Here is a 26,194-nt window from a genome sequence, read left to right as displayed (position 1 = left end):
GGTGAATGGATAAATTACGCAGAATAACTTTCAACTTTTGCCAGTGTTGATCTGTCAGCATGGTACGAGGCATAGCGAATAGTAAAATTGGGTTTGGTGATTTGATTTTACTACTTCGCTATTTTTTTAAGCTAAAAGTGTCAACACACCCTAATATCATCGCGAAAATATATGATGCTGCTTTATTGCCTGCTTTATTGCCTGCTTTATGGCTAGAGGTCATTCAGGATATTGTGCAATATACCCAGAGTCATAGTGCAATTTTTACCGGTCTTGATCAATTCAATCCCGCCTATGACTTTGTTTATACTTACAATATCCCGGAAGAAAGCCTGGCTGCTTATCAGGATGAACGGATTCGGGTCATTGACATGAAGCTGCATATGCCTTTATGGAATGAAATTGATATGGGGGAGGCACTTAATCAGGACTGCCGTCATTATGCAGATCAACCTGGAACAGAGCAGTATATCTTTTATGAAAAATGCCTTAAGCCTACAGGGATAGGGTATATGGCGGGAGTATTGCTGGACAGAGGAAACTATCGCTGGGCAGTCATGGGACTACATCGTGCTCCACACACTCAAGGTTTTGAAGCAGCTGAACTGAATTTTCTCAAACGGATCGGCATACATTTGCGTCGCTCTTTACAGATTCATCGGCAAATCAGTTTGGTACAACAAGACAATATCAGCTTATATACCGTATTAGACTGTTTAAAAATCGGTATTATTTTGCTGGATCAGGATCTCAAGTTATCTTATTCAAATCCACTAGCACAAAGCATGATTGAAGCTTCAACATGTCTGGAAATGGATATGCATAACCGGCTGAAAAACACCGGTAGGTGATCAGGAACGTCTGGAAAGATTGCTATCGAGTGCTTTGCTGGAAGATACCAGTATGTCGAGTGAAATAGGCGGGGTCTTGGCTTTGCAGGATTCTAAAGGACAGCAATTGATGCTCACTGTTGTGCCTTTTAAAAGGTTGAGAAAAATGCAGCAATTTTCTGAAGCTCAGCATCAGATTGCTGTATTTATGACAGACAAAAACCGGCATTATTCATTATCTAGAGCTTATTTGCAGCAAGCATATCAACTGTCAAAACGTGAATTTGATTTGTGTGAACTTTTAATCAATGGCTATAAATTAGAAGAAATTGCAGTGAAATGTGGGATCACTTTAAGTTCAGTACGCACTTATTTTAAGAATATTTATGAAAAAACTGACTGCACTTCACAAATTGAGCTGATGCACTTATTGAGGGGATGTACGATTCATTTTGAACATATTAATTAAACCTACCTAAAGATAATTCTTTAGGTAGGCAGTGCTCATTATCTAACGCGCTGTAATGTTACAGGACCTTCACCTTGTGGATGCAAGATCAGAGTTTCAGCCGATACATTGATGTTTGCAATGGTCTTGCTGCCATCGGAACTGTCTTGTAATCCGCCACATTCATTGGTATCGAATAAAACTTCAGTGGTTGTGAGTGTATTACCTGAAAGAGTAAATTTGCCATATTCAATTCCAGGCCAGCCATAATCATCTCCGCCTTCAGTGTCCAGGAAGAAATAATAGTTTGTGTCAAAGAAGGCAAATAAATGGGTGTCACTAAATCTCCAAGCACCTACCAGACCATTAGCAGACTGTTTGACGCGGCTTAAACGGTATTCGGTATTGATCCCAGGTTCTGTCAGAGTTAAGGTCGTTCCATCATAGTTTAAGGTATAAGGTTTGCCTTCTGCAGGATTTGAGAGTCCCTATTCACCATTACTGTCTTGAATAATGCGCGGTGAAATTACACTGGTAGTTGCGTTCCAGTTTAACTCTCCAGTTTCAATGCCAGGTGTTCCATCACCGTCAACAGCTTCTGCTTGGCCTAAGGCATAACGGCCATCTTCTAAAATATGGATCAGTACAGCGCTGTTTGCATTACGCCCAATTTCCCAAGTACCGGCGATGTCTTTATAGAAAGTTGACTGGAAGTTCTCTGCAGCTTTTTCAGGTGTAATCAATTTTTCTGTGGTAACTACGCCTGTTGATACTACGTCTGTAGCAAAAGCTGTAGGAGCCTTAGAAAAATCTAAACTTTGATTAAGAAGGGCATTAGCAGCTTCAGTACTGATGCTAATCCCATTGTCATGATTACTATCTGTATCTAAAGACTGTAAAAGCACCATCAGGTTGGTTCATGCATTTTCAGTTTGTGCTAAATCTAAAGGCGTAACACGTTCTTTGGCTTCAATTTCTTGACCCAGTTGTACGTCACCAATCAGGAATTTAACCTTTTCTCCATCATTAAATTTAAATTCGCCTTTTTCATTAGTAACCCCTTCAGCACCACTGATGGTGATATATGTTACCCCTGAGATAATTCCATCTGTCAGTACACCAGTTTCGGTCCCGACCGGAGCGGTAGGTGGAACAGGTGATGAACCCTCTGTACGATCATTATCTGAACCGCCACATGCTGTAAGTAACCCCGCTAAGGCAAGACAAATTAAAGTCTTTTTCATGAAAATCTTCCTGAAATTTATTATGTCAGCGAAGTATAGAAAGAAAGCTAAAATCGACATATCCTAAAATTGGGATGGAAAAATATATAAATCAGTAAAATAAATTGAACTCACTATTTGCTTAAAAGAGTGAGCTTGCAATAGGAAGTGAAAGAAGGAAGATTCAAATAACAATAGATTGAAAATTCTTCCTAAAGTTTAAAAATACAAATATATATTAATTGGTGATTTATTGATCAGGATACACTATCTATATTCTGCTGCATTGTTAGACTGTGGCGAAATTTTGACAATGATTGTGATGTAGCTGTGTTTGAAAATTTAGCTGAGAAAACTTTAAATTTAATGGGCTGGAAAACCGATGACCAATGGCCTGAAGACCTTGATCAATGTGTGATGATTGCAGCGCCACATACCAGTAACTGGGACGCGCTATATGCACGTTTGGCCTTAAAGGCATTAAAAGTGAATGTGCGTCTGACCATTAAAGACAGCTATATGAAATTTCCATTTGGGCCTTTTGTACGTGCAATGGGTGGAATTGGTATTGACCGTCGTCCCAAACAACCGGGTGAGCCACGTCCAAGCATGGTTCAGGTCATGACAGGTCTATTTAAAGAGCATCCTAAACTAGTCATGCTGGTTACGCCGGAAGGCACACGCGCCCGTCAGGAACAATGGAAAACTGGTTTTTATCATGTGGCGATCAATGTGGGTGTGCCAATTGCGCTGGCTTATATGGATTATGCAAAAAAAGAAGCGGGCGTAGGTAAAATCATTTATCCAACAGGAAATTATGAACAGGATATGGCTGAGATCATGACGTTCTATGCCAATATTGAACCTAAATTTCCTGAAAAATTCAGTATTGATCAACGCTATTTTTAATTTCAGGAAAAATAAAAGCAGAGGGATGGACTCTGCTTTTCTGTACGATATATAAATACCGAATTTAATTTTGATTCTCTTCAGATAAAATTCCCCCCAGATTCTGGCAGGCATCTTTATAAAGATTGTATTGCTGTTCTACCACTTCATATAAAGACAGGTCAAAGAGCTCTTCTCCTTGATGATATTGCTCAATATAAGACTCAACCTTGGTTTTGCTGCTGTACAGCATGTGTTGATAATAGTCCGTCATACTACTGTGTGGCATTTGCGCTGTATCAATCTTGGCACAATTGAAGTTTCGCAGAAGCTGTTCTGACTTTTTAAGATCATTGGACATACAACCTGCCAGTAATATGCTACTGAGCAATGCCGTTAGGAGTTTCATAGAAAATAGATGAACTTTGATGGGGAGCGCACTATTGTAGAAGTAAATGCGCTATGCAAAAGTAGTTTTATTCAACAACTGGTCAAAAAATAGAAGAATAAAATTCAGAATCTCATTTTTTCTTTGCGATCTTTAACCTTTAACCAGTCCGCCATCGACAATCAGGTTTTGACCTGTCACTGCACGTGAATAAGGTGACAGGAACATTAAAATAGCAGACGCAAATTCTTCAGGTGTAATCACGCGACGTAAAGGAGTGGATTGAGCAATCAGGTCAAAGACAAAGTCAGGCGTTGCTTTACTTGCATCTGTAGTTTGCAGTAATCCACCTGAAAGCATGTTCACGTTAATCCCATACTGACCAAGATCTTGCGCAGTAGTTCGGGTAAAGGCCAATAGCGCCGCTTTCGCAGTCGTATAATCATGATAAGGAACGACAGGGTTTTGAATCAGGTTAGTCCCAATATTCACGATACGACCAAAATGTGCCTGTTTCATATCTTCTAATGCAGCTTGTGTTGTATTTAAACAGGCCTGAACTGCTCCACTAAACTGACGGGACATACTTTCCCAGGTCAGATCTTCAACTTTAGGTCGCTCATCACCATTAAACTCAAACTGCACCAGCGCATTATTAATGACGGAATGGATGGCTTCTCCAAAATGGGCCTTGCTGGCAGTGAATAAAGCTTTTACCTGATCAGCTTGTGTTACATCTGCCTGACAGGCAAAGACCTGATCAGGATACTGATTTTGTAAAGCTTCAGCTTGGGTTTTGCTGCTATGGTAATTTACTACCACACGTGCACCTTCCTGTATCAGGAGCTGGGTAATGGCTAGACCCAATCCACGTGCACCACCAGTCACAAGGACAATTTGATCACGAATTTGCATTGCTTATATCCGCCTGAGAATCATTCGGGCTAACATAACAGCAATAGGGCTGAAAGCAAAGTGATGTAAGGTTTTAGAGCTGCTCTATCGCGCAAATGAGTCAATGCCTTCTTTGATCAGGAGAAAGCAGCCCGAGCTGAAGAGCAAGCCTAAGACAATCTGTTTAAAACGTAATTCTGAAATTTGATGAAACAGACGTGCGCCTAAAATAGCGGGAATACTTACAGCTAGAATCAGTACCGCCATATAGGGAAGGTGAGTCTGATTTAAGGGGCCTTGCAGTAAATAGGCGGCTAAGGTAAACACCTGTATGGCAAAATTAAAATGACGCAATATGTAGCGCTGCTGTTCTTTCGGCAGCTGTTTCAGCATTAACCAGGCAGATGGTACAGAACCACAGAATCCCCCTAAACCTCCTAAAATGCCACCAACCAAACCAATCCCTGCATCCGCAGTTTTACCTGAATGTTGAATCAATTTAATCTGTGGATTAAGCAACATCAGTGGACACCAGATCACGAGAAATATACCAAGAAAAATACGAAAAGTGCCCGCTTCAACGATATTCAGTAACCAGGTACCGAGTGGGACACCGATCAGACCTGCAATTAAATAAGGTAGATATAAGGTTCGGTGCAGATGAGGAAGTTTAGGCTCATTAAATAATGAAATGAGGTGACTCCACACCGAGGCAAAAACCACTAAGGGTGCAGCAAGTTGAGGACTCAATCCCCATACCCAGAATGACATGGCAATTAATGCAAAAGCAAAACCGGTAAGTCCCTGTACAAATCCTGCGATAATTGCACCAAGAATAAAGAGTAGCCAGGTCATAAAAATCAGGGTATTGGAAAAGTTTGTAGTATTCAAAATATGGCTAGAAAAACCAAGCAGATCCTTAGCTGTATTTATGCGGATCTAAGTCTAAATATGCATAAATGATTTTTATTAAATCCGAGACAAATCCTTTAATTAAGTATGGAAAATGAACAAAATCATACAAGAGTGCAACAATGGCTCCGCGTACTCTTCATGAAATCACTTGATACTAATTAAGGGCGGTATAGAGGTGATGAACATGAAAAAAATGATATTACTGTCATCTGTATTGGCAGTAGCGCTAACAGGCTGTGTGGTTGATCCTTGGGATGAAGGTTATCGCGGTCATCATGATCGTAATGGACATGATGATCGGGATCGTGGTGATAAGGACTGGAAAAAACATAAAGATCATCGTGACTGGAAACGTGACAGAGGCGATCGGGATTGGCGTCGTAATCGTTAATCGTTACCTTCCATTTATGAAAAAGGATTCCTTTAAGGAATCCTTTTTTATTTAAGTATTTAATATAAGTAGGTCTTAGGCCGCTTTTTTCTGATACAGCCCTGCGCGTACTGTACCGGCTTTGGTATTTTTAACTAAACGCCATGAACTTGGTAACTTCAATGTACTCAGTTCACGATCGGCTTCTACATAGATAAAACCATCTTCTTTGATCAGTGGATCAGCTTGAGCAGCCAGAGTTTCCCATAGATCCAGACTATAAGGAGGGTCTAGAAAGACCAGATCAAACTGCTGTTTCAGGCTGGTTAATGCTTGTTGTGCTGTCGCAACTTTAAGTTGCGCACGTGCTTTGGTGACTTTGAGTAATTCCAGATTTTGGGTGAGGAATTGTGCCTGAGTACGATCCGGCTCAATCATCACCACTGAAGCTGCACCACGTGATAATGCCTCAAAAGATAAAGCACCTGAACCGGTACACAGATCCAAGACACAGGCATTCTGGACATCCCACATTAGCCAGTTAAATAAAGTTTCACGCACACGGTCAGGTGTAGGACGTAATCCTTCGATATTGGCAAAAGCCAATTGACGGCGTTTCCAGTCACCACCAATAATTCTAAGTTGGTTTTTCATGAATTATTCCTGATCGTCATTGGCTGAAGGGGTAGAGCGAGAAGTTGCAGGTTGCGGATTGTTTGGCTGTGCGTGGGTCGCCTGACCGCCTTCTTGGGTTGGGGTCGCATTCGGATCAGCACTTAACAGATTCGGTCCACTTGGCAATTCGCCCGGTTTAATACCTGCTGTCATGAGACCGCCACTAATTTGATGACCGGCAGGGTGAATCGGATTTTTATCGCGAGACAGTAACCAGTAGTCAAATAACGGTTTAGCCAGTTGCGCAGCAGAACCCCCATGTCGGCCATTTTCCCAGACAACGACTACTGCAATTTCAGGGGCTTCAGCAGGTGCAAAACCAACAAATAGACCATGATCCAGCTGGCGTTCAGTCAGCAGGGCTTCATTATAGCGCTTACCTTGGGCAATACTTTTTACCTGTGCCGTACCGGTTTTACCTGCGATTTGATACATCGGCGTGCGGATTCCGCGACCTGTCCCTGACTGAACCACATCGATCATCGCATCACGCATTTTGATCCAGTCATCTGGTTGACCATTAAAGTCGATTTTACCATTAGGGGCATTATGTACTGTAAAAGGTTTGGCACCTTTACTTTCACGCAGTACGTGAGGCGTAACATGTGAGCCTTGATTTGCTGTAATAGCAGTTGCCATGGCGAGCTGTAATGGTGTGGCGGTAAAGGCACCCTGACCAATACTCACCGAAATGGTTTCACCACGTGACCATTTGGATTTACGGGTACGCATTTTCCATTCAGGACTTGGGTATAGGCCAGAGCTTTCACTTGGCAGATCGACACCAGTTTTTTCACCAAAGCCAAACTGGCGCATCCATGTGTTCATTTTTTCAATGCCCATACGGAACGACAAAATGTAGAAGAAGGTATCGCACGAGACCACTTGCGATTTATGCAAGTTGACTACGCCGTGTCCTGACTTTTTCCAGTCGCGGAATTTATGCGAATCGCCCGGAAGTGTGAAATAGCCGGGATCGGAAATTGCTGTATCCCAATCGACCAGGCCATAATGAAGGCCACCCAGGCCAAACATCGGTTTAATGGTCGAACCTGGAGGATAGGCCCCTTGAACAGCACGGTTATAGAGTGGTTGATCTAAACTGTCACGAAGACCTGAATAATCTTTGCTACTAATCCCAGTGACAAATAAATTAGGGTTAAAACTTGGACTGGAAACCAGCGCCAGAATTTCACCTGTACGTGGGTCAATCGCGACAATAGCACCACGACGACCGGCCAGTTGTTCAGTGGCAATGGTTTGTAGACCATAATCTAGTGATAAGTACAGATCATTACCGCGTACCGGCTCTTTACGGCCTAAGTAGCGCAGGACATTACCGAAAGCATCAGCTTCTACCGACTCATTCCCTGGCACACCATGTAAGAGATCTTCATAGTATTTTTCTACCCCTATTTTCCCGATCAGGTTAGACCCGGCATAGAGATCCTTATCAATTTCTTTGAGTTCTTTGTCATTAATACGGCCGACATAACCAATCACATGCGCGAAAAGTTCACCATGCGGATAGTAACGGGTCATCTGCGTTTCAATATTGACGCCCGGAAATAGATATTTCACCTCACTAAAACGGGCAATATCATTTTCATTCAGATTCAGCTTGATCGACACGCGTTCAGTTTTACGCGCCGTCTTGATTCGTACCTGAAAACGTTCAATATCTTCTTCGGTTAATTCCAGAATCGGTGTAAGACGTTTCAGCGTATCATCAATATCCTGAACATCGGCGCGGCTTAAGGTAGCTGTAAAAACTGGGTAATTGTCGGCAAGCAGAATACCGTTACGATCATAAATATAACCGCGTGCTGGCGCTAAGGGCTGCAGACGAATACGGTTCTGGTCAGAAGCCGTAGAGAAGGTTTCAAAATTAAAAATTTGCAAATAAGCATAGCGGCTGACCAGCAGCAGCATAAAGAAAATCACAATACCTACAGAGATCCAGACCCGACTGCTATAGATGCGCTTTTCTTGTTGTGCATTTTTTAAAGGAAAGTGCTGCTTCATACGCGATCGACTTAAGACCAGAGGGAAAGGAATCAAAGTGGAGTATTCTAGCGCAACTGTACGGGATTTGATAATGGAAAACTGGCTGTAGCAATTCCTGTGTTTAAACTTTGACTTTGCAGACATGAAAATTGTAAAGTGCTGTGTACAAGAGTTTTAATAATTCTGATAAAGTCAAAATTAAATAAATATAGGACTCTACCAAAAACTATAATTAAGGAAGATGGTGAAGGAATGAACAAAGTTTACCCTTTGTTGGCATTTGCATTCTTTGCAAATGGGGTATATGCACATGATCAAGTGAATAATACGACAAACAGAACTGAGGATCGTGAGCCTAAAGCATTTAATGTTGGGGTCGGTTTTACCCAGAAACTTATCCATCTAAACACTGAATGGGTGAATCCTTATGGGATTGCTTATGTGAAAGGTGGTGCTTTTCTCAACGATGATCGTACAGTTGGAGCACAAGTTGGCTTTCGTTATCCTGCACACCTCACCGGCAAGGACAAAAATGGTTATTATGTAGGGGCTTATGCCGGTCATATCGATAGCAAACAGGTTGATGGCAAATACGAAAGCCGTTTAGGTGGGGGCATTGATCTGGCGTATGTTTTGCTTAGTTCAGAACGGATCAGCAGTTTTAGTATCGGTATTGGGGCGGGGGAGAAATTACAGGACAGTAATGGTCGCGTTGTAGCCGAAACTGAACCCAGACTACAATTCTCCTATACTTTAAGTATCGGTTTATAGACAAAATATTCAACTTTATTAATACCTGTATTCTGTGAACAAAAAATTAAATATGGAATTTATGCATGCTTGAGTACGTCAATGAATTGTGGCAAGCCTTCTTGAATCGCCCAGATTTTTGGGCAGTGCTCAGCATTATCCCGGTGACCGCATTCGTAACATGGGCTCACGTGTGGATGGCGCTAAAAATGGTGTTTTATCCAATTAATTTTTGGGGTTTTCATGTCGGGCCTGTTCCTGTTGGCTGGCAAGGTATTGTGCCGCGTAAAGCTGGAAGAATCTCAGGAATTATCACGGATAATACCTTGTCTAAATTGGGTTCTATCCAAGAGTTCTTGCAGGCAATGGATCCGGATGATATGGCACGTATTATCGGGGAACAGGTCGGTTTTGAACTGGAACATCTGATTGATGAAGTCATGATGGACCGAAATGCGGTGTTATGGGAAAACTTGCCTTATTCAATCAAGCGCCGTATTTATGCCCAAGCCCATAAACAGCTGCCACAGGTATTAAAAGAATTGGTGACTGAACTGACCATGAACGTCGAGTCACTGGTCGATATGCGCGACATGGTGGTCAGTCAAATGGAAGGCGATCGTCGTTTAATGGTGCGCATGTTCCTGAAAGTCGGACAGAAAGAAATCAACTTTATCTGGCATATCAGTGCCCTGATCGGGATGTTCTTTGGCCTGTTCCAGATGGTGGTCTGGTTTTTGGTGCCATGGCACTGGACCGTACCGTTCTGGGCTGCTATCTGGGGCTTCCTGACTAACTGGATTGCGATCTGGATGGTATTTAATCCGGTAGAACCGCATTATATTAAATACCCGCAATTCTTTAAGCGTACAGCCGATCACAGATTCCCTTGGATTAAGCCGGTAATTCCAAGAATTGGCACCTATAACATACAAGGCGCATTTATGAAACGTCAGGAGGAAGTTTCTGACGTATTTGCAAGTGTGGTCACAGAAGATCTGATTACGCTAAAATCGATCATGACAGAAATGATGTATGGTGGTAAAAAAGATAAAACCCGCCGTATTGTCAAACGTCATATTAACGAAATTATGGAAACACCGCTGGTTCGGACCTCTTTACAGTTGTCTTTAGGACCAAAAGAGTATGCAAAACTCAAGACAGACTTGATCGATCGCTCGATTGAAATTACGATGGTGCCTGTAAGCGACCCTGCGTTTAATGCGAGCCGTGCACAGAAAATCTATCAAATGTTTAGAGACCGCATACGTGATTTGACGCCTAACGAGTTTCAGAATCTATTACGTCCTGCTTTTCAGGAAGATGAATGGATCTTGATTGTCCTGGGGGGAGTTACCGGTTTTGTTGCGGGTTTAATCCATTTGTTTGTGGCTTTCTTATAATTAGATGCCAAAGAGCAGCACACGTTTTGGTCGTGTGCAGCTGGGTATCTTATACATAGTTAAAAAAATGAGGATGTTTATATATGCGCATTATCTTACTCGGACCACCTGGAGCAGGTAAAGGTACACAAGCTCAGTTGATCTGTAAGCGCTACAATATCCCACAAATTTCAACCGGTGATATGCTCCGTGCTGCAATTCGTGAAGGAACTGAATTAGGTCTACAAGCTAAAAGCGTCATGGACAATGGCGGTTTGGTTTCTGATGAATTGATCATTGGTCTGGTCAAAGAGCGTATTGCACAACCTGACTGTGCAAATGGCTGCATCTTTGATGGTTTCCCACGTACGATTCCTCAAGCTGAAGCGCTGGAAAAAGAAGGCATTGCAATTGATCATGTGATTGAAATTGATGTGCCGGATGAAGAAATCGTTCAACGTCTATCTGGTCGTCGTCAACACCCGGCGTCTGGTCGCGTTTATCACATCGTTTACAACCCGCCAAAAGTGGAAGGTAAAGATGATGAAACTGGTGAAGATCTGGTACAACGTCCAGATGACCAGGAAGAAACTATTCGTCGCCGTTTAGGTTCATACCACACAGAAACTGAACAGCTGGTTGGCTTCTATCAAGGCCGTGCAGCTTCAGGCGAAAATGCACCGACTTATGACAAGTTAAATGGTCTACGTCCAATCGAAGAAGTTCAAAAAGATCTTTTCGCGATTCTGGATCAAGCAAAATAATCGGTTTCCGATCATTTTGACTTTCAAAGAGCCCTAAGTCATATTAGGGCTCTTTTTATTGTATTGTTCAAAAGGATCTGCTGTGAAATTTGCTGTATTGGGATTGATGATTGTATTTCTGGCAGTACTGTTTGCGCTGTTCTATGTCAGCGTCAAGATGCTGAAAAAAGTACGTCAGGAAGAACGTGCTGAGAATGTGGGTAAGGTGCCTGAGCGTCAGCTGCATCCCAAATTACAGGCCGAGCTTGAGCAAAAGCGCAAACAAGAACAGGCTGAGCAAAATAAAAAATAAAAAACTTTTCGAGTACTTAAATTAAAAAGCTGAACCTAGCGTTCAGCTTCAATATTTTTCACCGGAATTGCGCGACCTGCGCCAAATTCAAAACGGTCGGGCCAATTGCAGACATCGGCGACCACACATTCATGACACTTCGGTTTACGTGCGATGCAGCAATAGCGGCCATGTAAAATCAGCCAGTGATGTGAATCAATAATAAATTCTTTTGGAATCACTTTGACCAGACGATGCTCGACCTCAAGCACGTTTTTACCCACCGCCAACCCGGTACGGTTACCAACACGAAAGATATGCGTATCCACAGCCATGGTCGGTTGGCCAAAGGCGGTATTTAGCACCACATTCGCTGTTTTGCGTCCTACACCCGGTAAAGCTTCCAGATCTGCACGATTGTCCGGTACTACGCTGTTATGCTTCTTGATTAACATTTCACAGGCTTTAATGACGTTCACAGCTTTGGAATTATACAGGCCAATCGTTTTGATATATTCCTTCAGCCCATCCACACCGAGTGCATAAATTGCTTCCGGTGTATTGGCGACTGGAAACAGTTTGTCTGTGGCTTTGTTGACGCTGACATCGGTAGCTTGAGCAGAGAGCGTGACTGCGACCAGCAACTCAAAAGGACTGGAATAATTTAGTTCGGTTTTCGGATTGGGACGCTGTTCACGCAGGCGCTCAAAGAAAGTCTGAATCTGTTTTTTAGTCATGTTTTTTACAGGCTTAGCTGTTACTGTAGTCATGATCTTATCCCTGTAAAGCCTGTAATTGCTGCGTCAGTTCTTCAAGTTGCAGACGTTTGCGTGCATCCTCACGAACAGAAAGCTGTTTTTCTAACTTTTTGATTTGTGTGCGTAATTTAGCAAGCTCAATCGTGGTTTTGGCATCAAGTGTAACCACTTCATCTGCTGGTTTTTTCACGATTTTAATGACAGGAACCTGATCGACCTGAGCAGAGAACTGGGCAAATAGGGCAGTATTAATCTCGGCACGAACGACAGGTCCCTTACGGTCGATGCGACGTTTTTCTTCGCGTTGAATATGCGCATAGTAACGTTTACGCAAATCATCCTGTTCAGCAATACGCTGAGCTTCAGTTGGTAAAGGCTGAAGATCTTCGACCAGATCAATACAGTCTACCGGGCAAGGCGGAATGCAGAGTTCACAGCCGGTACACAAGTCAGTGAGCACGGTATGCATCAATTTGCCTGAGCCAATAATCGCATCGACCGGGCAGACACTAATGCATTTGGTACAGCCAATGCATTCATCTTCACGAATGATGGCTTTCATGCGCTGAGGACGACCATCCGCCTGAATGGGCCAGACACTTTCTTCAGCAGGCAGTTTAGAACGATTTAACAATGCTGCCAGAGCATCAGCGACTGGCTGTCCACCTGGTACACATTTATTGGCATCTTCGCCCTCAGCAATGGACTGAGCATAGGGCAAGCAGCCATCACGATGACCACATAAACCGCACTGGGTTTGGGGCAATAAAGCATCAATAGACTGGACTAGAGAGATCTGCGAATTCATGAATAACCTAGGCTGCTCGGGCTGAGCCTTAGAGTGAATGAAACAAAATATGTCAATTTAACAATTTTAACATGTTTTTAAGGAACTAAGTTATGCACGATTAAAGGTCACTTTGTGCATTATTATCAGGCATAAATTAACAATTAAGTATTGATTCAATTGGCATTTAATTACACAGAAAAAATATTCATAATCAATATAAATAATTGTTATCAAATTAAATTTAAACTATTTTTCAAAAAAGTATTGTAGATTAGTTACAAAAGATATTTAATATTTTGCGCCAAAATTTAACATTGATTGTAAATTTGACCAATTTTGATCCATTTTCTGCTGAGGATTAAGCGTTGAAATACAACACACTTAATGAGTTCCTAGATTACGTAAAATCACGTGATGCACATCAACCCGAATTTCTTCAAGCTGTAGAAGAAGTGATGACCAGTTTGTGGCCATTCATTGAAAAGAATCCACAATACGCAGCACATGGTTTACTAGAACGTCTAGTTGAACCTGAGCGTGCGATCCAGTTCCGTGTTGCTTGGGTAGATGACCAAGGTCAAACACAGGTTAACCGTGCGTTCCGCGTACAGTACAACTCAGCGATTGGTCCATTCAAAGGTGGTATGCGTTTCCACCCGTCAGTGAACCTTTCTATTTTGAAATTCCTCGGTTTCGAGCAAACTTTCAAAAATGCCCTGACTACATTGCCTATGGGCGGTGGTAAAGGCGGTTCTGATTTTGACCCTAAAGGCAAATCAGAAGGCGAAATCATGCGTTTCTGCCAAGCGTTAATCATCGAGCTTTATCGTCATCTTGGTTCTAATACAGATATTCCAGCGGGTGATATCGGTGTGGGTGGCCGTGAAGTTGGCTACATGGCGGGTATGATGAAAAAACTCAGCAATGACACTTCATGTGTATTCACTGGTAAAGGCCTGACTTTTGGTGGTTCTCTGGCTCGTCCAGAAGCAACTGGTTACGGTACAGTGTATTTCGCTGAAGAAATGCTGAAAACTCGTGGCGAAAGCTTCAAAGATAAAGTGGTCACTATCTCCGGTTCTGGTAACGTTGCGCAGTACGCTGCTGAAAAAGCAATGTTCCTGGGTGCTAAAGTTGTTTCTCTATCTGACTCTGCGGGTACTGTTCACGTTAAAGATGGTTTCACTGAAGAACTTCTTGCTGAAGTAATGGAACTGAAAAACATTAAACGTGGCCGTATCTCTGAATTCGCGTCTAAACACGGTTTTGAATACCTTGAAGGTCAACGTCCTTGGGGTATCAAATGTGATATCGCGCTTCCATGTGCAACTCAAAACGAACTTGATGCGAATGATGCAGCAGCGCTTCTTGCAAACGGCGTAATCTGTGTTGCTGAAGGTGCGAACATGCCTTCTACACTTGAAGCAGTTGAGAAATTCGTTGAAGCGAAAATCCTTTATGCTCCAGGTAAAGCATCTAACGCCGGTGGTGTAGCAACTTCTGGTCTTGAAATGTCTCAAAACGCATTGCGTTTAGGCTGGACTTTCGAAGAAGTTGACGAGCGTCTGCACGCGATCATGAAAGAAATTCACCGCAACTGTGTGAAATACGGTACTAAAGAAGACGGTACTGTAAACTATGTAGACGGCGCAAACATCGCTGGCTTCGTAAAAGTTGCTGATGCAATGCTTTCTCAAGGCGTATTCTAAGTCTGACTGAGTTTAAGCTTGAAAAAAACCGAGGTGAATGCCTCGGTTTTTTTATGTTCAGATTTTATCTTTAAAGAGTGCCTTTGACTGTTTCACGCTCTACAGCCATGTCAAATACATAGGCATATTTAGACTGATCAGCTGCCGGATTTTTGATTTCATAGCGTTTTACCCGAATAATCTGACGCTCATTCGGTGTATGCTGAAAACCTTCAATCTGATCATAGAATAAAGTCCAGTCTTTATCGACCTGAGTCTTTAAGCCTTTTCCATCATATTTGATTTCTTTCACCTGTAAGCAGGTTTGCTGAGCTACACCCGTACAGGCTTTAGTCTGTGGCGAAACTTCCAGGAAAATGGTTTCTGCCTGACCTTGGTATTTGGTTTCCGGTGTCATTTTTCCGGTAAAGACATATTTTTGGCCATTAGCTGCAGTAATACTCAGTTTTGGCTGATTGGAATCACTTAGATCCAAACTAAACGGAATATCACGCTTTTGCAGAAGCTGGCTGATAAAACGTTCCTGTTCCATTAATGGTGCATCACACGCCATCATGGTACCCATCATGTCACCTGTACTCAGGGTATTATCTTTAACAGTCCAGCTCGTGCCAAGGCCATTACAGCCAGAAGCGACACTCAGTCTGCCTTGCTGATCAAAGCTCAGAACAATCGGGCGTTGCAGCCCACGATCAAGTTCCCAGGTATAAGCGGGCAAAATTTGTGTAGGTGTTTTTAATGTGGTGGATAGAGTAGAAATAGCCGGATCTCCTGAAGTAGCAGGAAGATGAGAAGATTGACATGCAGTTAAAGCAAAAGGGAGCAGGGCAAGCGCAAAAATACTGAATTTCATTGGTTTATATTCTATGTACTAAAGTTTCAACGTGATTATAATCAAGAGATTAACAAAAAATATGGATACAAATCGTAGCTTTTGCTAACAAAATGTATCCAAATTAAAAAGTCGGATATTAAATGGTTGGAGTTAACTGTCAGTCAAAACGGTAGATATCCATCCCCAAAGCGCCCATCGTAAAACTGCTATGTACGATACTGAATCGGTTTCCGGTGCCCATAGCAAAGAATAGCGGGGCAAAGTGTTCCAGCGTTGGGTGATTACGTTTTAACTGAGGAATAGACTGCCAGTCCAGAACGGCATCAAAATCGCTATGGGTTAATTTATTGGCCACATAGTTGCGGAAGGCCGATGCCCATTCCGGAACTTCATCGCTATTTCCCTGCCAGGACAATTCACGCAAATTATGAGTAATGCTCCCTGACCCGATCAGGAAAACCTGCTGCTCACGAAGGGGCGCCAACGTCTGGCCAATCTTGTAAATCTCTTCTGCACTCATCGACATTGGTAAAGAAATTTCAACCACCGGGATATCTGCTTCCGGATACATATGTAATAGCGGCATCCAGACGCCATGATCACGCGGACGGGTGCTGTTGGCATGTGCAGAGAAGCCGGCATTGGCCAATAAGCCCAAGACTTGCTCAGCCAGCTCTGGATTGCCAGGAGCAGGATAGCGTAACTCATATAACTCAGGTGGAAAGCCACGGAAGTCATGCCAAGTTTCAGGACGAATACCTGTATTGACTTCCAGAGCTTCACTTTCCCAATGTGCCGACATAACAATAATGGCAGTTGGACGTGGCAGATTCAGGCTTAAACGGTGCAATGCCGGGCCAACCTGCTCAGGATTGAGCGCGAGCATGGGAGAGCCATGAGAAATAAATAAGCCGGGCAAAGTCTGTAAGTTCATAAGTCAAACCACATTAGTTCAATGTTTTAATCATGCAATAAAAAGGGAAGCAAAAGCAGAGGTGATTATTCAACAAAACGTTGCATAATCAGAACGCATCAACAGATCAGCCTGCACGGTGATAAGGATGATTATGGTTGATGCTCATGGCGCGATACAGTTGTTCAATCAGCATTACACGGACTAGCGGATGTGGCAAGGTGAGTTTAGATAGGGACCAATGCCAGGCTGCTGCTTTGCGGACTGCTTCAGAATGGCCATCTGGCCCACCAATCGCCAAGGCAATATCATGACCTTCCAGCATCCAGCCTTTCATGGTTTCAGCCAGTTTTTCCGTACTAAACTCACGGCCACCGACTTCTAGTGCAATCAGGACTTCATTCTGTTTTAAGGCATTTAAAATACTGTCACCTTCAATATTTCGGTATTTCAGAATATCGGCTTCAGAATCGTTTTTGCCCCGTTTTGCCATTGGCAATTCAACCACCTGAGTCTGTACAAAAGGCTGAATACGTTTGAAATAGTCTTCAAAGCCTGTCAGCACCCAAGCCGGCATTTTCTGGCCGATGGTTAAGATACGGATTTTCATAGAACTGGATCAATAATTAGATACTTCATTATAACGATCAAACAACACGAAGTTGAGCTAGGGAAACAAATTGAAATTGAAATCATGAATTTAATGTTGCTTTAATATACATGATTCAAGTATCCGCTTGATAATAAAGGAATGGATAATAAGAAATGCGGACCAGTTTCATTATTAAAAGATATTGTACTTTTCTACTAATTATTCTCGGTTTAACCAATTCAGGCATGAGCTTTGCTACGCCTGCAAATTTTTCCTCCAAACAGGCACAGCCAGAATATCTGGAACTTTTTATCAAACAGATTATCAGTGTAGATGAATACCGGAATTTTAAAAATACCAGTGAATTAAACCGAGTTTCAGCCTGGCTCAAGGAACAGATGCGTCTGCTTGGCATTCCATGCCAGTTCCAAAACTATATTGTAAATAGCCTAAGCTATAGAAATGTGGTGTGTCAACTGAATGCCAAAGCCAAAACCAAACTGGTTATTGGCGCGCATTATGATGTCTTTAGTGACTTGTATGGAGCAGATAACAATGCTTCTGGTGTAGCAGGGGTACTGGAAACAGCCCGATTACTGGCCTTACAAAAGTCAAAACTCAAACATAATATCGAGTTCGCTTTCTATACACTGGAGGAGCCGCCCTATTTCAAGACTGAACATATGGGAAGCTATCTACATGCCAAAGCTTTAAAGACCCAGAAAAAGAAAGTGAAAGGTGTCATTATTCTGGATTCTATTGGCTATTATGATGAAAATCTGGTGCAGACCTATCCCACAGGTTTGAAATGGATCTATCCACGGCATGGGAACTTCATTGCTGCGATTGGACATCTGGCATCAGCCGGTTTGACAGGAGATTACTGCACGTCCATGCAACGTTTCAAGCGTCTGGACTGTCAGCGTTTTATTAGCCCAGCATTCGCTCAGGACATGAATTTTTCTGGTTATCTGAATTATGCCAAGTTTAACTATTCAACCATGTTGATTACAGACACAGCGCATTATCGTAATCCTTACTACAATACCGAGCAGGATACCTTAGATAAACTGGATCTGACCAAGATGGCTCAGGTCGTGAATGGTTTGGTCGATATGGTGATTCGCCTTTAAAATTATCCCCGCCTAAATACAAAAACACCCTGCCAGAGCAGGGTGTTTTTCAAAGCCTTTAGGTCTTAATGACGTGCAGCTTTAGCTTCTTCACTTGCTTTCACAATTGGTGGTTTCACCAGTGCTTTCGGCATATCGATCAAAGCCAGAGGTAAAATCTCATCAATCGATTTCACAGCTTTGATTTCTAAGCCTTCTTTTACATTTTCAGGAATTTCCGCAAGGTCGCGAACGTTTTCCTGTGGAATGAACACCAGTTTGATGCCACCACGGTGCGCAGCAAGCAGTTTCTCTTTCAGGCCACCGATACGCATTGCACGACCACTTAAGCTGGTTTCACCTGTCATCGCAATATCTGGACGAATCGCGATACCGGTGAATGCAGACACTAGGGCAGTGGTCAGTGCCAAACCTGCAGATGGGCCATCTTTCGGAGTCGCACCTTCTGGTAAATGCACGTGCACATCAGTTTCTTCAAAGCGGGAAGCTTCGATACCTAATTCAGCCGCACGGGTACGAACGACAGTCATGGCAGCGGTAATCGATTCTTTCATTACATCACCAAGTGAACCGGTGGTAATGAATTTCCCTTTACCAGGTACTGCTGCAACTTCAATAGTCAGTAACTCACCACCCACTGAAGTCCAAGCCAAGCCATTTACGCGGCCGATTTGAGCTTCTTCTTCTGCCATGCCGTAGTCAAATTTATGTGGACCCAAGTAATCTGGAAGATTACCCGCATTCACTTCAACCTGAAGATTTTTAGCTTTCTTGCTAACTGCTTCTTTCACTACCTTACGTGCAATTTTAGACACTTCACGTTCAAGGTTACGAACACCGGCTTCACGAGTATAACGACGCACGATGTCACGAATCGCTTCTTCATGCACAGTCAACTCTTTAGCACGTAAACCATTGTTCTTGATTGCTTTAGGAACAAGGTAACGGTCAGCAATGTTAACTTTCTCTTCTTCGGTATAGCCAGGCAGACGAATCACTTCCATACGGTCCAAGAGGGCTTCAGGAATATTCATGCTGTTGGCAGTACAGATGAACATCACTTCTGACAGGTCAAGGTCCAAATCAAGATAGTGATCATTGAACTTGTTGTTCTGTGATGGATCAAGTACTTCAAGCATCGCAGAAGCTGGATCACCGCGGTAGTCTTGAGCCATCTTGTCAATCTCATCGAGCAAGAACAGCGGGTTTTTCACGCCAACTTTGGTCAATGACTGCACGATCTTACCTGGCATCGCACCAATGTAGGTACGACGGTGACCACGAATTTCTGCTTCGTCACGTACACCACCTAGGGCCATACGGACAAACTCACGGCCAGTCGCTTTGGCAATCGATTCACCCAAGGAAGTTTTACCTACACCTGGAGGACCAACTAGACACAGGATTGGACCGCGTAATTTTTTCACGCGAGACTGAACCGCCAGATATTCCACAATACGGTCTTTGACATCATCCAGACCATAGTGATCGGCATCCAGGATTTCCTGAGCTTTATTCAAGTTAATGCTAACTTTGCTGGCTTTGTTCCATGGCGTATCTAGAATCACTTCTAGATAGTTGCGAACTACCGCAGCTTCGCTAGAGGCTGGTTGCATTGCTTTGAGTTTACGGAACTCAGATTCCGCTTTTTTACGCACATGCTCAGGCAGATCAGCTTCAGCCAGACGTTTTTCGATTTCCGCAACGTCATCTTCCGCACCGCCATTCATATCGGAAAGCTCGCGCTGAATGACTTTCATTTTTTCATTCAGGAAGTATTCACGCTGGTTTTTTTCCATCTGGCGTTTAACAGAGTCATGCAAAGTCTGTTCGATCTGCTGTTCTTCAGACTGTTGCAGTAGATAAGTCATCAACTCAGTTAAATGTGCATCGAACTCGTCATATTCCAGGAATTTCTGTTTCACTTCGATATTCAAAGGAACACGGGTCGCTACGAAGAATAACAGTTGCAACAAGTCTTCGATTTTATTCGCAGCTGCAATCAGCTCACGAGCATTACGAAGTTTTGCTTCAGCATACTGAGCGAACAGGGCACGCAGCTCCTGCAAGCGCGTAGCTTGAGTTGTTTCATCGACTGACACAGTCATTGGGCTAAGTTCATGCTCAGCAGTCAAATACTCATTTTCATCAATGATGGTTTTGAGCTTGGCACGATACAGTCCCTCAATCAGGACTTTAATACAGTTTTCATCATTTTCGTGATTCACAACTTGCACAATCTTCGCGACAGTACCGTATTGATATAAGTTGTCGTGATCAATTTCTTCTGTAAGCGAATCTTTTTGCGCAACTACAAATACTAGATTGTCACTGTTACGAGCCACATCAACTGCATTGATCGATTTTTCACGACCGACAAATAGCGCAATTTGCATGTGTGGGTACACCACCACATCACGTAGCGCCAAAAGTGGTAATACACTTGGAACCTGAGGCTCTAAGGTTTCTTGATTCATAATAATTTCAGACATGGGCACTCCTAATGAGTGACAACGGTGTTGCCATGTTTTTAATAGTGATGGGTAATTTAAAAATTACAAGGGCTATAGCGACTAAATTGTATAAAAAATGACTAATTATGTGATTTTAAAGTACTTATGTATTTGGAAATACATTGTTTAACGCTTAAAACGTTGTAAAAGTGTAGGCGTAAGCAGGGCATCTAGAGGCTGGTCCCAAACTTCTCGGGTTAAAGGCTGTGGTATCAGCTGAAAGTCATGTGCTAACCCCAGACGAAAAGGACGGTGCGGTGCTGTTGCCAGCGTACGATCATAATAGCCACCACCCATACCAATTCGGGTGCCATATTGATCACAGGCTAATAGTGGCATAACTAAAAGATCTAGTTTTGAGACATGCAGACCACGTGTAGCCATGGGTTCACGCATTCCCAACCGATGATGAGCAAAACGCTGGGAACGATATTGATTCTGGCTGATTTCTACCCAAGTGAGTTGCTGGTTCATATTGCAAATATTTGGGAGATAAACCTGTTTATGGTGCTTAAAGCAGTATTCAATCAGTGCCTGAGTCCGAACCTCACCGAAAGCATCCAGATAAACCCCCACAGATTTGCTTGCATGAAATTCTGGCAAAGTCCGAATCATATTTAAGATACGTTGTTGAGTCTGTTTCTGGGTAAATCGAGAGAGTTGACGGCGCTGTTTACGTAGCTGTTTGCGAAGTTCGGAAAGATTCATCGTCGTCATAAATATGGTCTTCAGGATTTTAAGGCATTAGATTAATAAAATGCCATAACTTAAATAGAGGGTAGCAACATAACGAGTATTATAGGCATCTGTATGAATTTTTGATTAAATTTTAAAAATAATAAAACACGAATCATTAATTGATTGATCTGTAATTAGATCTAGTCAACTTTTTAAAAGACGAAAAAAGATACGGGTATAGGACGCTAAACCAAGAAAAATATAATAAATTTGAGCTTTAGAAAAGAAGATAAATGATGAAATATTTTGAGAAAAATAGAAGCACTCCGAGGATGCCGCTGCATGTCATTACCCTTGAACCCTAAAGTTCAAGGTGGACGAGACGCATACTTGCTGGGTTTCCCATACCGGATGGGCATACACTCTAAATATGCAGAACTCAATCCTAAGATTTAAATATCGGCTCAGGGGAATCTGACCCGCTGGCGAACATCTCAGAGTTAGACTAAGTATAAACGATAATGCTGATGTGGCAACACTATGCTGTTCGTGAACTGTAAACAGTTTAGTCGAACGCCCGAAGTTTAAACAAAAAACTCGCTTATTCAGTTAGTTCTTCAACTTCTTCTAAAATAGTTTGTAACAAACGTTCGCAGTGCGCATATTGTTGCAGGGATTTATTCATCGTCAATACTTCCTGCATCAGTTCCAGTGCCACCATAATGATCAGTTTACTTGGTTCCATACGAGGGGCTTTACGGCGAAATTCATCGTATTTTTCATTGAGTAATTGCGCTGCACGTTGTAGTTCATCCTGCTGATCTGCAGTGGAGGCCAGACGGAAACTATGACCCAATACCTTTAAGTCGATTGCGATTTGTTCATTCATGATGAAGCTTCCTCAGTCACTTCAGTAGGATGGGCCAATTGCTGAATTTCCTGTGCATTTTGATCCTGGGCTGTTCCCAAAATTGCCAGACGTTGAATAATGGCTTCAACTTTAGCTTTGGCATTTTCATTTTTCTGGGTAAGACGTTCAGATTCCTGATTCAGCCGCTGAATTTCCTGCTGGGCATGACGCTGTTCCAGCAATAACTTTTCTTTCAGCACGCGTAACTCATTGCGTTCAGCCAGAATTTCCTGAAAACGGTTCTTAAGATCAGTACAACTTTTTTCCAGACGGCTATAACGATCTGCCAGTGCTGTAGCATCCTGGTTTAAATGCTGAAACTGGTTACGTGATTCTGTCAGTTGCTGATTGAGATTCTGGATTTCTTGTTGTTTTTGCGCAATAAAGCTATTTTTTTGTTCAATTTGAGTTTCATGTTGCACGCTTGAAGCCTCTTGCTTCTCCCGTAAACTGGTATTCTCACTTTCAAGTTGTGCAAGTCGCGTTTTTAAAACGCCAATATGCACTTGTAGACGCTGTAATTCTTCTAACATATCGAGGTCGCACAGTGTTGCAAACAAAGGTAATATATAAAGCAGTATAGAGATTGGATAAACGAATGCAAGACGATATTTCAGGTTGGTCAGAATGGTACCGCAATTTTTCCTCAATTGAAGAAATTTCTAGCCCAAGCGAACTGCATGGTTTGCTTACCGGAATTGTCTGTGTCACTCAGGCACCTTCAAGTGATGAATGGGTACAGATTCTAGAAACGCTAGATGTTCCTGAACTGAACCCTGAAGCATTAGAATTGTTAACGGGTGAGGCAGAAGACATATTTCATGCGCTGTCTGAAGATGAGCTGGATTATCTGCCATTACTACCAGATGATGAGCATAGCTTGGCTGAACGCGTTCAGGCATTGGCTGACTGGTGTGCAGGCGTAGTGCTTGGTTTCGGTCTGGCTTCAGGTCATATCCGTAATGATGAAATGGAACTGATTGAACATTTACAAGATGTTGCAGCTGTTGAGTTTGAAGATTCTGATGACGATGCCGAAGGCGAAGAAAGCTATCAGGAGCTGTATGAGTTTGTTCGTCTGATTCCGGTAAGCCTGTCCGTCGGCCGTAAGAAATTAGAAGTTGAAGAAACACCTTTATTGCAGAAATTCACGCAAAAAGCACCTACTCCAGCTTCTGCAACTGAAGCGCAATCTGTAGTTGAAATTTTCTCGCCGAAACGTCCGAGTTAAGTGCAAGCGGTTCTAGACAAAAATTAAAAAAAGGTTCTGAAAACCGGCATATTTTTTGCTGATTCTTCTCGTAAAGATGACGGTAAATTAAACTGACCTGTTTTCAGTACCAAATTTTAAATAACAGTAGTAATTGATAAGAAGTAAGGTGTAATGAAGAAACTGACTCAAGCCGATTTTCAGGAACGTCGTGACATCCTCGCAGGGGAAATGGGATTACGTAGTATCGCGATTATTGCCACCAGCCCGGTCGCCCTGCGTAACCGCGATGCAGATTATAAATACCGCGCGGACAGCAGTTTCTTTTACCTGACCGGATTTGCTGAGCCTGAAGCAGTTGCAGTAATTGAAACTTTTGATACTGAAGAAGAAGGCTATACTTATGGTCTGTTCTGCCGTGAACGTGATCGTGAAATGGAAATCTGGAATGGCTACCGGGCCGGAGTGAATGGCGCCGTTGATGATTATGAAGCAGACGAAGCCTATGCGATTGATCTACTGGATGAGGAAATCCTCACCAAGCTTCAGAACAAAGACAAGCTTTTCTACCGGATTGGACACAATGCCGAATTTGATGCACGTGTAGCTAAATGGATCGCAACAGCCAGTGGTGAAAGCCGCCGTGGTACTTCTGCACCGGCACAGATCATGCAGCTGGATCGTATCGTTGATGAAATGCGTTTGCATAAAGATGAAAATGAAATTGAACTGATGCAGCTTGCATCAGATATTTCTGCAGAAGCGCATACACTGGCTATGCAGAAAGTTCGTCCAGGCATGATGGAATATGCTTTAGAAGCTGAACTGAATTATGTCTTTGGTAAAAATGGCTGTGTACCATCCTACAACAGTATTGTCGGTGGCGGTGAAAATGCCTGTATTCTGCATTATGTGGAAAATGACAAAGAGCTGAAGGATGGTGATCTGGTTCTGATTGATGCTGCCTGTGAATATCAGTTTTATGCTTCGGACATTACCCGTACTTTTCCGGTGAATGGTAAATTTAGCCCAGAACAAAAAGCTTTATATAATGTCGTACTGGATGCACAGATTGCTGCCATCAATGCTGTTCAAATCGGGAATTCTTATAAAGAGCCGCATAATGTGGCGGTTCGCATTCTGGTTCAAGGTTTACTTGATCTGGGGATTATGCAGGGAGATCTTGAAGAAATTATCCAGACGGAAAGTTTCCGCCAGTTCTATATGCACGGTACTGGACATTGGCTCGGTATGGATGTACATGATGTAGGTACTTATAAAGCCAACGGTGAATGGCGTGCATATGAAGAAAGTATGGTCGTGACAGTTGAGCCGGGTCTTTATATTGCGCCAGATGATGAAACTGTAGATGTTAAATGGCGTGGTATCGGAATCCGGATTGAAGATGATGTAGTTGCTACCAAAAATGGCCCGTTGGTTTTAACTGCAAAAGTTGTGAAAACCGTGGAAGATATTGAAGCCTTAATGGCCAAAGCACGTGCTGCTTAAATAAAAGATATAAAAAAAGCCGGTGATCTCATCGGCTTTTTTATTATCATAGGAAAAAGCTAAAAATTGACTCATTAAGGAAATTAATTTTTCTAATATATTGATATTAAAATGAGTATTTATAAAATTTTAAGAAAAATGAAATAATTTCTTAGGGAATAAATTATCCAATGGCTACATAAAACAAAGATACTGTCGAGAAACATGAAAGACTTTTACTTACGTTAATCGCGACTTATTCAAATAAAATTAACTTTGTTAAAATTGAGAATTATAAGATGACAGGAATTCAACATAGCAATTGAGTTTTTAGCATCAAAGCAACATATTAATTCCGATTTCATTCTCATACTTAACCTGTTCCTCAAATAAACTCAAAGAAGAGCAGGAGAAAAATGATGAGACTAAATACGCTTGACTGGATTGCTTATGCTTTAGCGATTATTGGTGGCATCAACTGGGGTCTGGTTGGTGCGTTTAACTTTGATTTAGTCGCTGCCATCTTTGGTGAAATGAGTGCACTATCTCGAATTATTTATGTATTGGTTGGTTTGTCTGCCTTGTATCTGATCTATACTGGTACAAAATTGGGTCGACGTGATGTACATCATGAGTCTCAAGCTCGAGTAGTACGTTAACTGACTAAAAGTTAATTGAAGTCATTTATATTTTTTTAATTAACTGATTTCTATAACAGATTAGTTAATCTAAAAGGGCAGAGTAAAACTTGAAGTGCGACATAAACCACCTAATTAATTTAAAGGGTTTATGGAGTATATAAAATTGTCATACCATCATCTTAACTTTGAAGATCGTACTGCATTAATGCTTGAGTCAAG

General features: G+C 42.3%; 25 protein-coding genes, 1 other RNA gene and 3 pseudogenes. 12 read left to right on the top strand and 17 right to left on the bottom strand.

The genetic code is table 11. From position 1 onward, the window contains the following. Positions 1-73: pseudogene (locus ACEWB7_RS13040) on the bottom strand (IS5/IS1182 family transposase); the annotation flags it as partial. Positions 74-137: 64 nt separating this feature from the next. Between ACEWB7_RS13040 and ACEWB7_RS13035 the strand changes: the two are divergent. Beyond that, positions 138-1,299: pseudogene (locus ACEWB7_RS13035) on the top strand (helix-turn-helix transcriptional regulator). A 38-nt stretch (positions 1,300-1,337) separates the two neighbouring features. Here ACEWB7_RS13035 and ACEWB7_RS13030 read toward each other — a convergent pair. Then, positions 1,338-2,522: pseudogene (locus ACEWB7_RS13030) on the bottom strand (hypothetical protein). Between the two features lie 309 nt (positions 2,523-2,831). On the opposite strand from ACEWB7_RS13030, the gene ACEWB7_RS13025 reads away from it, so the two are divergent. Further along, positions 2,832-3,410, top strand: a complete 579-nt coding sequence (locus ACEWB7_RS13025) for a 1-acyl-sn-glycerol-3-phosphate acyltransferase (protein WP_034703672.1) — start codon at positions 2,832-2,834, stop codon at positions 3,408-3,410. 64 nt (positions 3,411-3,474) lie between these two features. Here ACEWB7_RS13025 and ACEWB7_RS13020 read toward each other — a convergent pair whose 3' ends face one another. The 3 genes from ACEWB7_RS13020 to ACEWB7_RS13010 form a co-directional block, all read right to left on the bottom strand. Next, positions 3,475-3,798 (bottom strand): hypothetical protein, encoded by a 324-nt coding sequence (locus ACEWB7_RS13020; protein WP_034703675.1) that lies wholly within the window; start codon positions 3,796-3,798, stop codon positions 3,475-3,477. 132 nt (positions 3,799-3,930) lie between these two features. Next, positions 3,931-4,692, bottom strand: a complete 762-nt coding sequence (locus ACEWB7_RS13015; RefSeq protein ID WP_034703676.1) for a 3-oxoacyl-ACP reductase — start codon at positions 4,690-4,692, stop codon at positions 3,931-3,933. A gap of 84 nt (positions 4,693-4,776) precedes the next feature. After that, positions 4,777-5,526, bottom strand: a complete 750-nt coding sequence (locus tag ACEWB7_RS13010; protein ID WP_034703712.1) for a sulfite exporter TauE/SafE family protein — start codon at positions 5,524-5,526, stop codon at positions 4,777-4,779. A gap of 244 nt (positions 5,527-5,770) precedes the next feature. Between ACEWB7_RS13010 and ACEWB7_RS13005 the strand changes: the two genes are divergently transcribed. Beyond that, complete coding sequence (locus ACEWB7_RS13005) at positions 5,771-5,977, top strand: hypothetical protein (RefSeq protein WP_034703678.1); 207 nt, start codon at positions 5,771-5,773, stop codon at positions 5,975-5,977. Positions 5,978-6,052: 75 nt separating this feature from the next. On the opposite strand, the gene rsmD is transcribed toward ACEWB7_RS13005, so the two are convergent. Together rsmD and mrdA are read right to left on the bottom strand one after the other, a co-directional pair. After that, positions 6,053-6,610, bottom strand: a complete 558-nt coding sequence (gene rsmD, locus ACEWB7_RS13000) for a 16S rRNA (guanine(966)-N(2))-methyltransferase RsmD (RefSeq protein WP_034703680.1) — start codon at positions 6,608-6,610, stop codon at positions 6,053-6,055. A 3-nt stretch (positions 6,611-6,613) separates the two neighbouring features. Further along, positions 6,614-8,656, bottom strand: coding sequence for a penicillin-binding protein 2 (gene mrdA / locus ACEWB7_RS12995; RefSeq protein WP_079281022.1), 2,043 nt, complete (start codon positions 8,654-8,656; stop codon positions 6,614-6,616). A 234-nt stretch (positions 8,657-8,890) separates the two neighbouring features. Between mrdA and ACEWB7_RS12990 the strand changes: the two genes are divergently transcribed. The 4 genes from ACEWB7_RS12990 to ACEWB7_RS12975 all read left to right on the top strand — a co-directional run bounded on the left by ACEWB7_RS12990 (position 8,891) and on the right by ACEWB7_RS12975 (position 11,826). Then, on the top strand, positions 8,891-9,409 hold the full coding sequence (locus ACEWB7_RS12990) for a hypothetical protein (protein ID WP_034703685.1): 519 nt from the start codon (positions 8,891-8,893) through the stop codon (positions 9,407-9,409). Between the two features lie 65 nt (positions 9,410-9,474). After that, on the top strand, positions 9,475-10,791 hold the full coding sequence (locus ACEWB7_RS12985; RefSeq protein ID WP_312319137.1) for a hypothetical protein: 1,317 nt from the start codon (positions 9,475-9,477) through the stop codon (positions 10,789-10,791). A gap of 83 nt (positions 10,792-10,874) precedes the next feature. Then, entirely contained in the window at positions 10,875-11,534 is a 660-nt protein-coding gene (adk, locus tag ACEWB7_RS12980; protein WP_004782907.1) for an adenylate kinase, read from the top strand. Between the two features lie 82 nt (positions 11,535-11,616). Beyond that, a complete protein-coding gene (locus ACEWB7_RS12975; RefSeq protein WP_034703690.1) occupies positions 11,617-11,826 on the top strand; it encodes a hypothetical protein in 210 nt (69 codons plus the stop codon). 35 nt (positions 11,827-11,861) lie between these two features. Here the strand turns inward: ACEWB7_RS12975 and nth are convergent, their stop codons facing one another. Continuing rightward, on the bottom strand, positions 11,862-12,575 hold the full coding sequence (gene nth / locus ACEWB7_RS12970) for an endonuclease III (RefSeq protein ID WP_034703692.1): 714 nt from the start codon (positions 12,573-12,575) through the stop codon (positions 11,862-11,864). Between the two features lie 4 nt (positions 12,576-12,579). Next, complete coding sequence (locus tag ACEWB7_RS12965; protein ID WP_411580890.1) at positions 12,580-13,371, bottom strand: RnfABCDGE type electron transport complex subunit B; 792 nt, start codon at positions 13,369-13,371, stop codon at positions 12,580-12,582. A 347-nt stretch (positions 13,372-13,718) separates the two neighbouring features. On the opposite strand from ACEWB7_RS12965, the gene gdhA reads away from it, so the two are divergent. Further along, complete coding sequence (gdhA, locus tag ACEWB7_RS12960) at positions 13,719-15,062, top strand: NADP-specific glutamate dehydrogenase (protein ID WP_004782901.1); 1,344 nt, start codon at positions 13,719-13,721, stop codon at positions 15,060-15,062. Between the two features lie 70 nt (positions 15,063-15,132). Here gdhA and ACEWB7_RS12955 read toward each other — a convergent pair whose 3' ends face one another. The 3 genes from ACEWB7_RS12955 to rlmH form a co-directional block, all read right to left on the bottom strand. Beyond that, entirely contained in the window at positions 15,133-15,915 is a 783-nt protein-coding gene (locus ACEWB7_RS12955; RefSeq protein ID WP_312309303.1) for an META and DUF4377 domain-containing protein, read from the bottom strand. Positions 15,916-16,054: 139 nt separating this feature from the next. Next, positions 16,055-16,831 carry a dioxygenase gene (locus ACEWB7_RS12950; RefSeq protein ID WP_034703699.1) on the bottom strand — a complete coding sequence of 259 codons (777 nt, stop codon included), beginning with the start codon at positions 16,829-16,831 and terminating at the stop codon, positions 16,055-16,057. Positions 16,832-16,937: 106 nt separating this feature from the next. Then, positions 16,938-17,420: a 23S rRNA (pseudouridine(1915)-N(3))-methyltransferase RlmH gene (rlmH, locus tag ACEWB7_RS12945; RefSeq protein WP_004782895.1), complete on the bottom strand. Its 483-nt coding sequence runs from the start codon at positions 17,418-17,420 to the stop codon at positions 16,938-16,940. 155 nt (positions 17,421-17,575) lie between these two features. On the opposite strand from rlmH, the gene ACEWB7_RS12940 reads away from it, so the two are divergent. Continuing rightward, entirely contained in the window at positions 17,576-18,535 is a 960-nt protein-coding gene (locus tag ACEWB7_RS12940; RefSeq protein ID WP_034703701.1) for a M28 family peptidase, read from the top strand. 65 nt (positions 18,536-18,600) lie between these two features. Here ACEWB7_RS12940 and lon read toward each other — a convergent pair whose 3' ends face one another. The 5 genes from lon to ACEWB7_RS12915 all read right to left on the bottom strand — a co-directional run bounded on the left by lon (position 18,601) and on the right by ACEWB7_RS12915 (position 23,169). Next, complete coding sequence (lon, locus tag ACEWB7_RS12935) at positions 18,601-21,027, bottom strand: endopeptidase La (protein WP_034703702.1); 2,427 nt, start codon at positions 21,025-21,027, stop codon at positions 18,601-18,603. Positions 21,028-21,174: 147 nt separating this feature from the next. Beyond that, a complete protein-coding gene (locus tag ACEWB7_RS12930; protein ID WP_034703704.1) occupies positions 21,175-21,756 on the bottom strand; it encodes a 5-formyltetrahydrofolate cyclo-ligase in 582 nt (193 codons plus the stop codon). 289 nt (positions 21,757-22,045) lie between these two features. Beyond that, positions 22,046-22,230: non-coding RNA, 6S RNA (gene ssrS, locus ACEWB7_RS12925), on the bottom strand. A gap of 97 nt (positions 22,231-22,327) precedes the next feature. After that, complete coding sequence (locus ACEWB7_RS12920) at positions 22,328-22,615, bottom strand: cell division protein ZapA (RefSeq protein WP_004782886.1); 288 nt, start codon at positions 22,613-22,615, stop codon at positions 22,328-22,330. Next, positions 22,612-23,169, bottom strand: a complete 558-nt coding sequence (locus tag ACEWB7_RS12915; RefSeq protein ID WP_004782884.1) for a hypothetical protein — start codon at positions 23,167-23,169, stop codon at positions 22,612-22,614. Before ACEWB7_RS12915 ends, ACEWB7_RS12920 begins: the two co-directional genes overlap by 4 nt. 65 nt (positions 23,170-23,234) lie before the next feature. Here ACEWB7_RS12915 and ACEWB7_RS12910 point away from each other — a divergent pair, with 65 nt between their 5' ends. The 3 genes from ACEWB7_RS12910 (at position 23,235) to ACEWB7_RS12900 (ending at position 25,993) form a co-directional block, all read left to right on the top strand. Further along, entirely contained in the window at positions 23,235-23,867 is a 633-nt protein-coding gene (locus ACEWB7_RS12910; protein ID WP_034703706.1) for a UPF0149 family protein, read from the top strand. A gap of 153 nt (positions 23,868-24,020) precedes the next feature. Next, positions 24,021-25,355, top strand: coding sequence for a Xaa-Pro aminopeptidase (pepP, locus tag ACEWB7_RS12905; protein WP_312319686.1), 1,335 nt, complete (start codon positions 24,021-24,023; stop codon positions 25,353-25,355). A 398-nt stretch (positions 25,356-25,753) separates the two neighbouring features. Further along, positions 25,754-25,993: a DUF378 domain-containing protein gene (locus ACEWB7_RS12900; RefSeq protein ID WP_034703714.1), complete on the top strand. Its 240-nt coding sequence runs from the start codon at positions 25,754-25,756 to the stop codon at positions 25,991-25,993. Positions 25,994-26,194 lie beyond the last annotated feature (201 nt).

Origin of the sequence: Acinetobacter sp. NIOH-H-8, from assembly GCF_046635365.1 — a bacterium.
GTDB lineage: Bacteria > Pseudomonadota > Gammaproteobacteria > Pseudomonadales > Moraxellaceae > Acinetobacter.
This window is presented reverse-complemented; position numbering and strand designations above follow the sequence as displayed.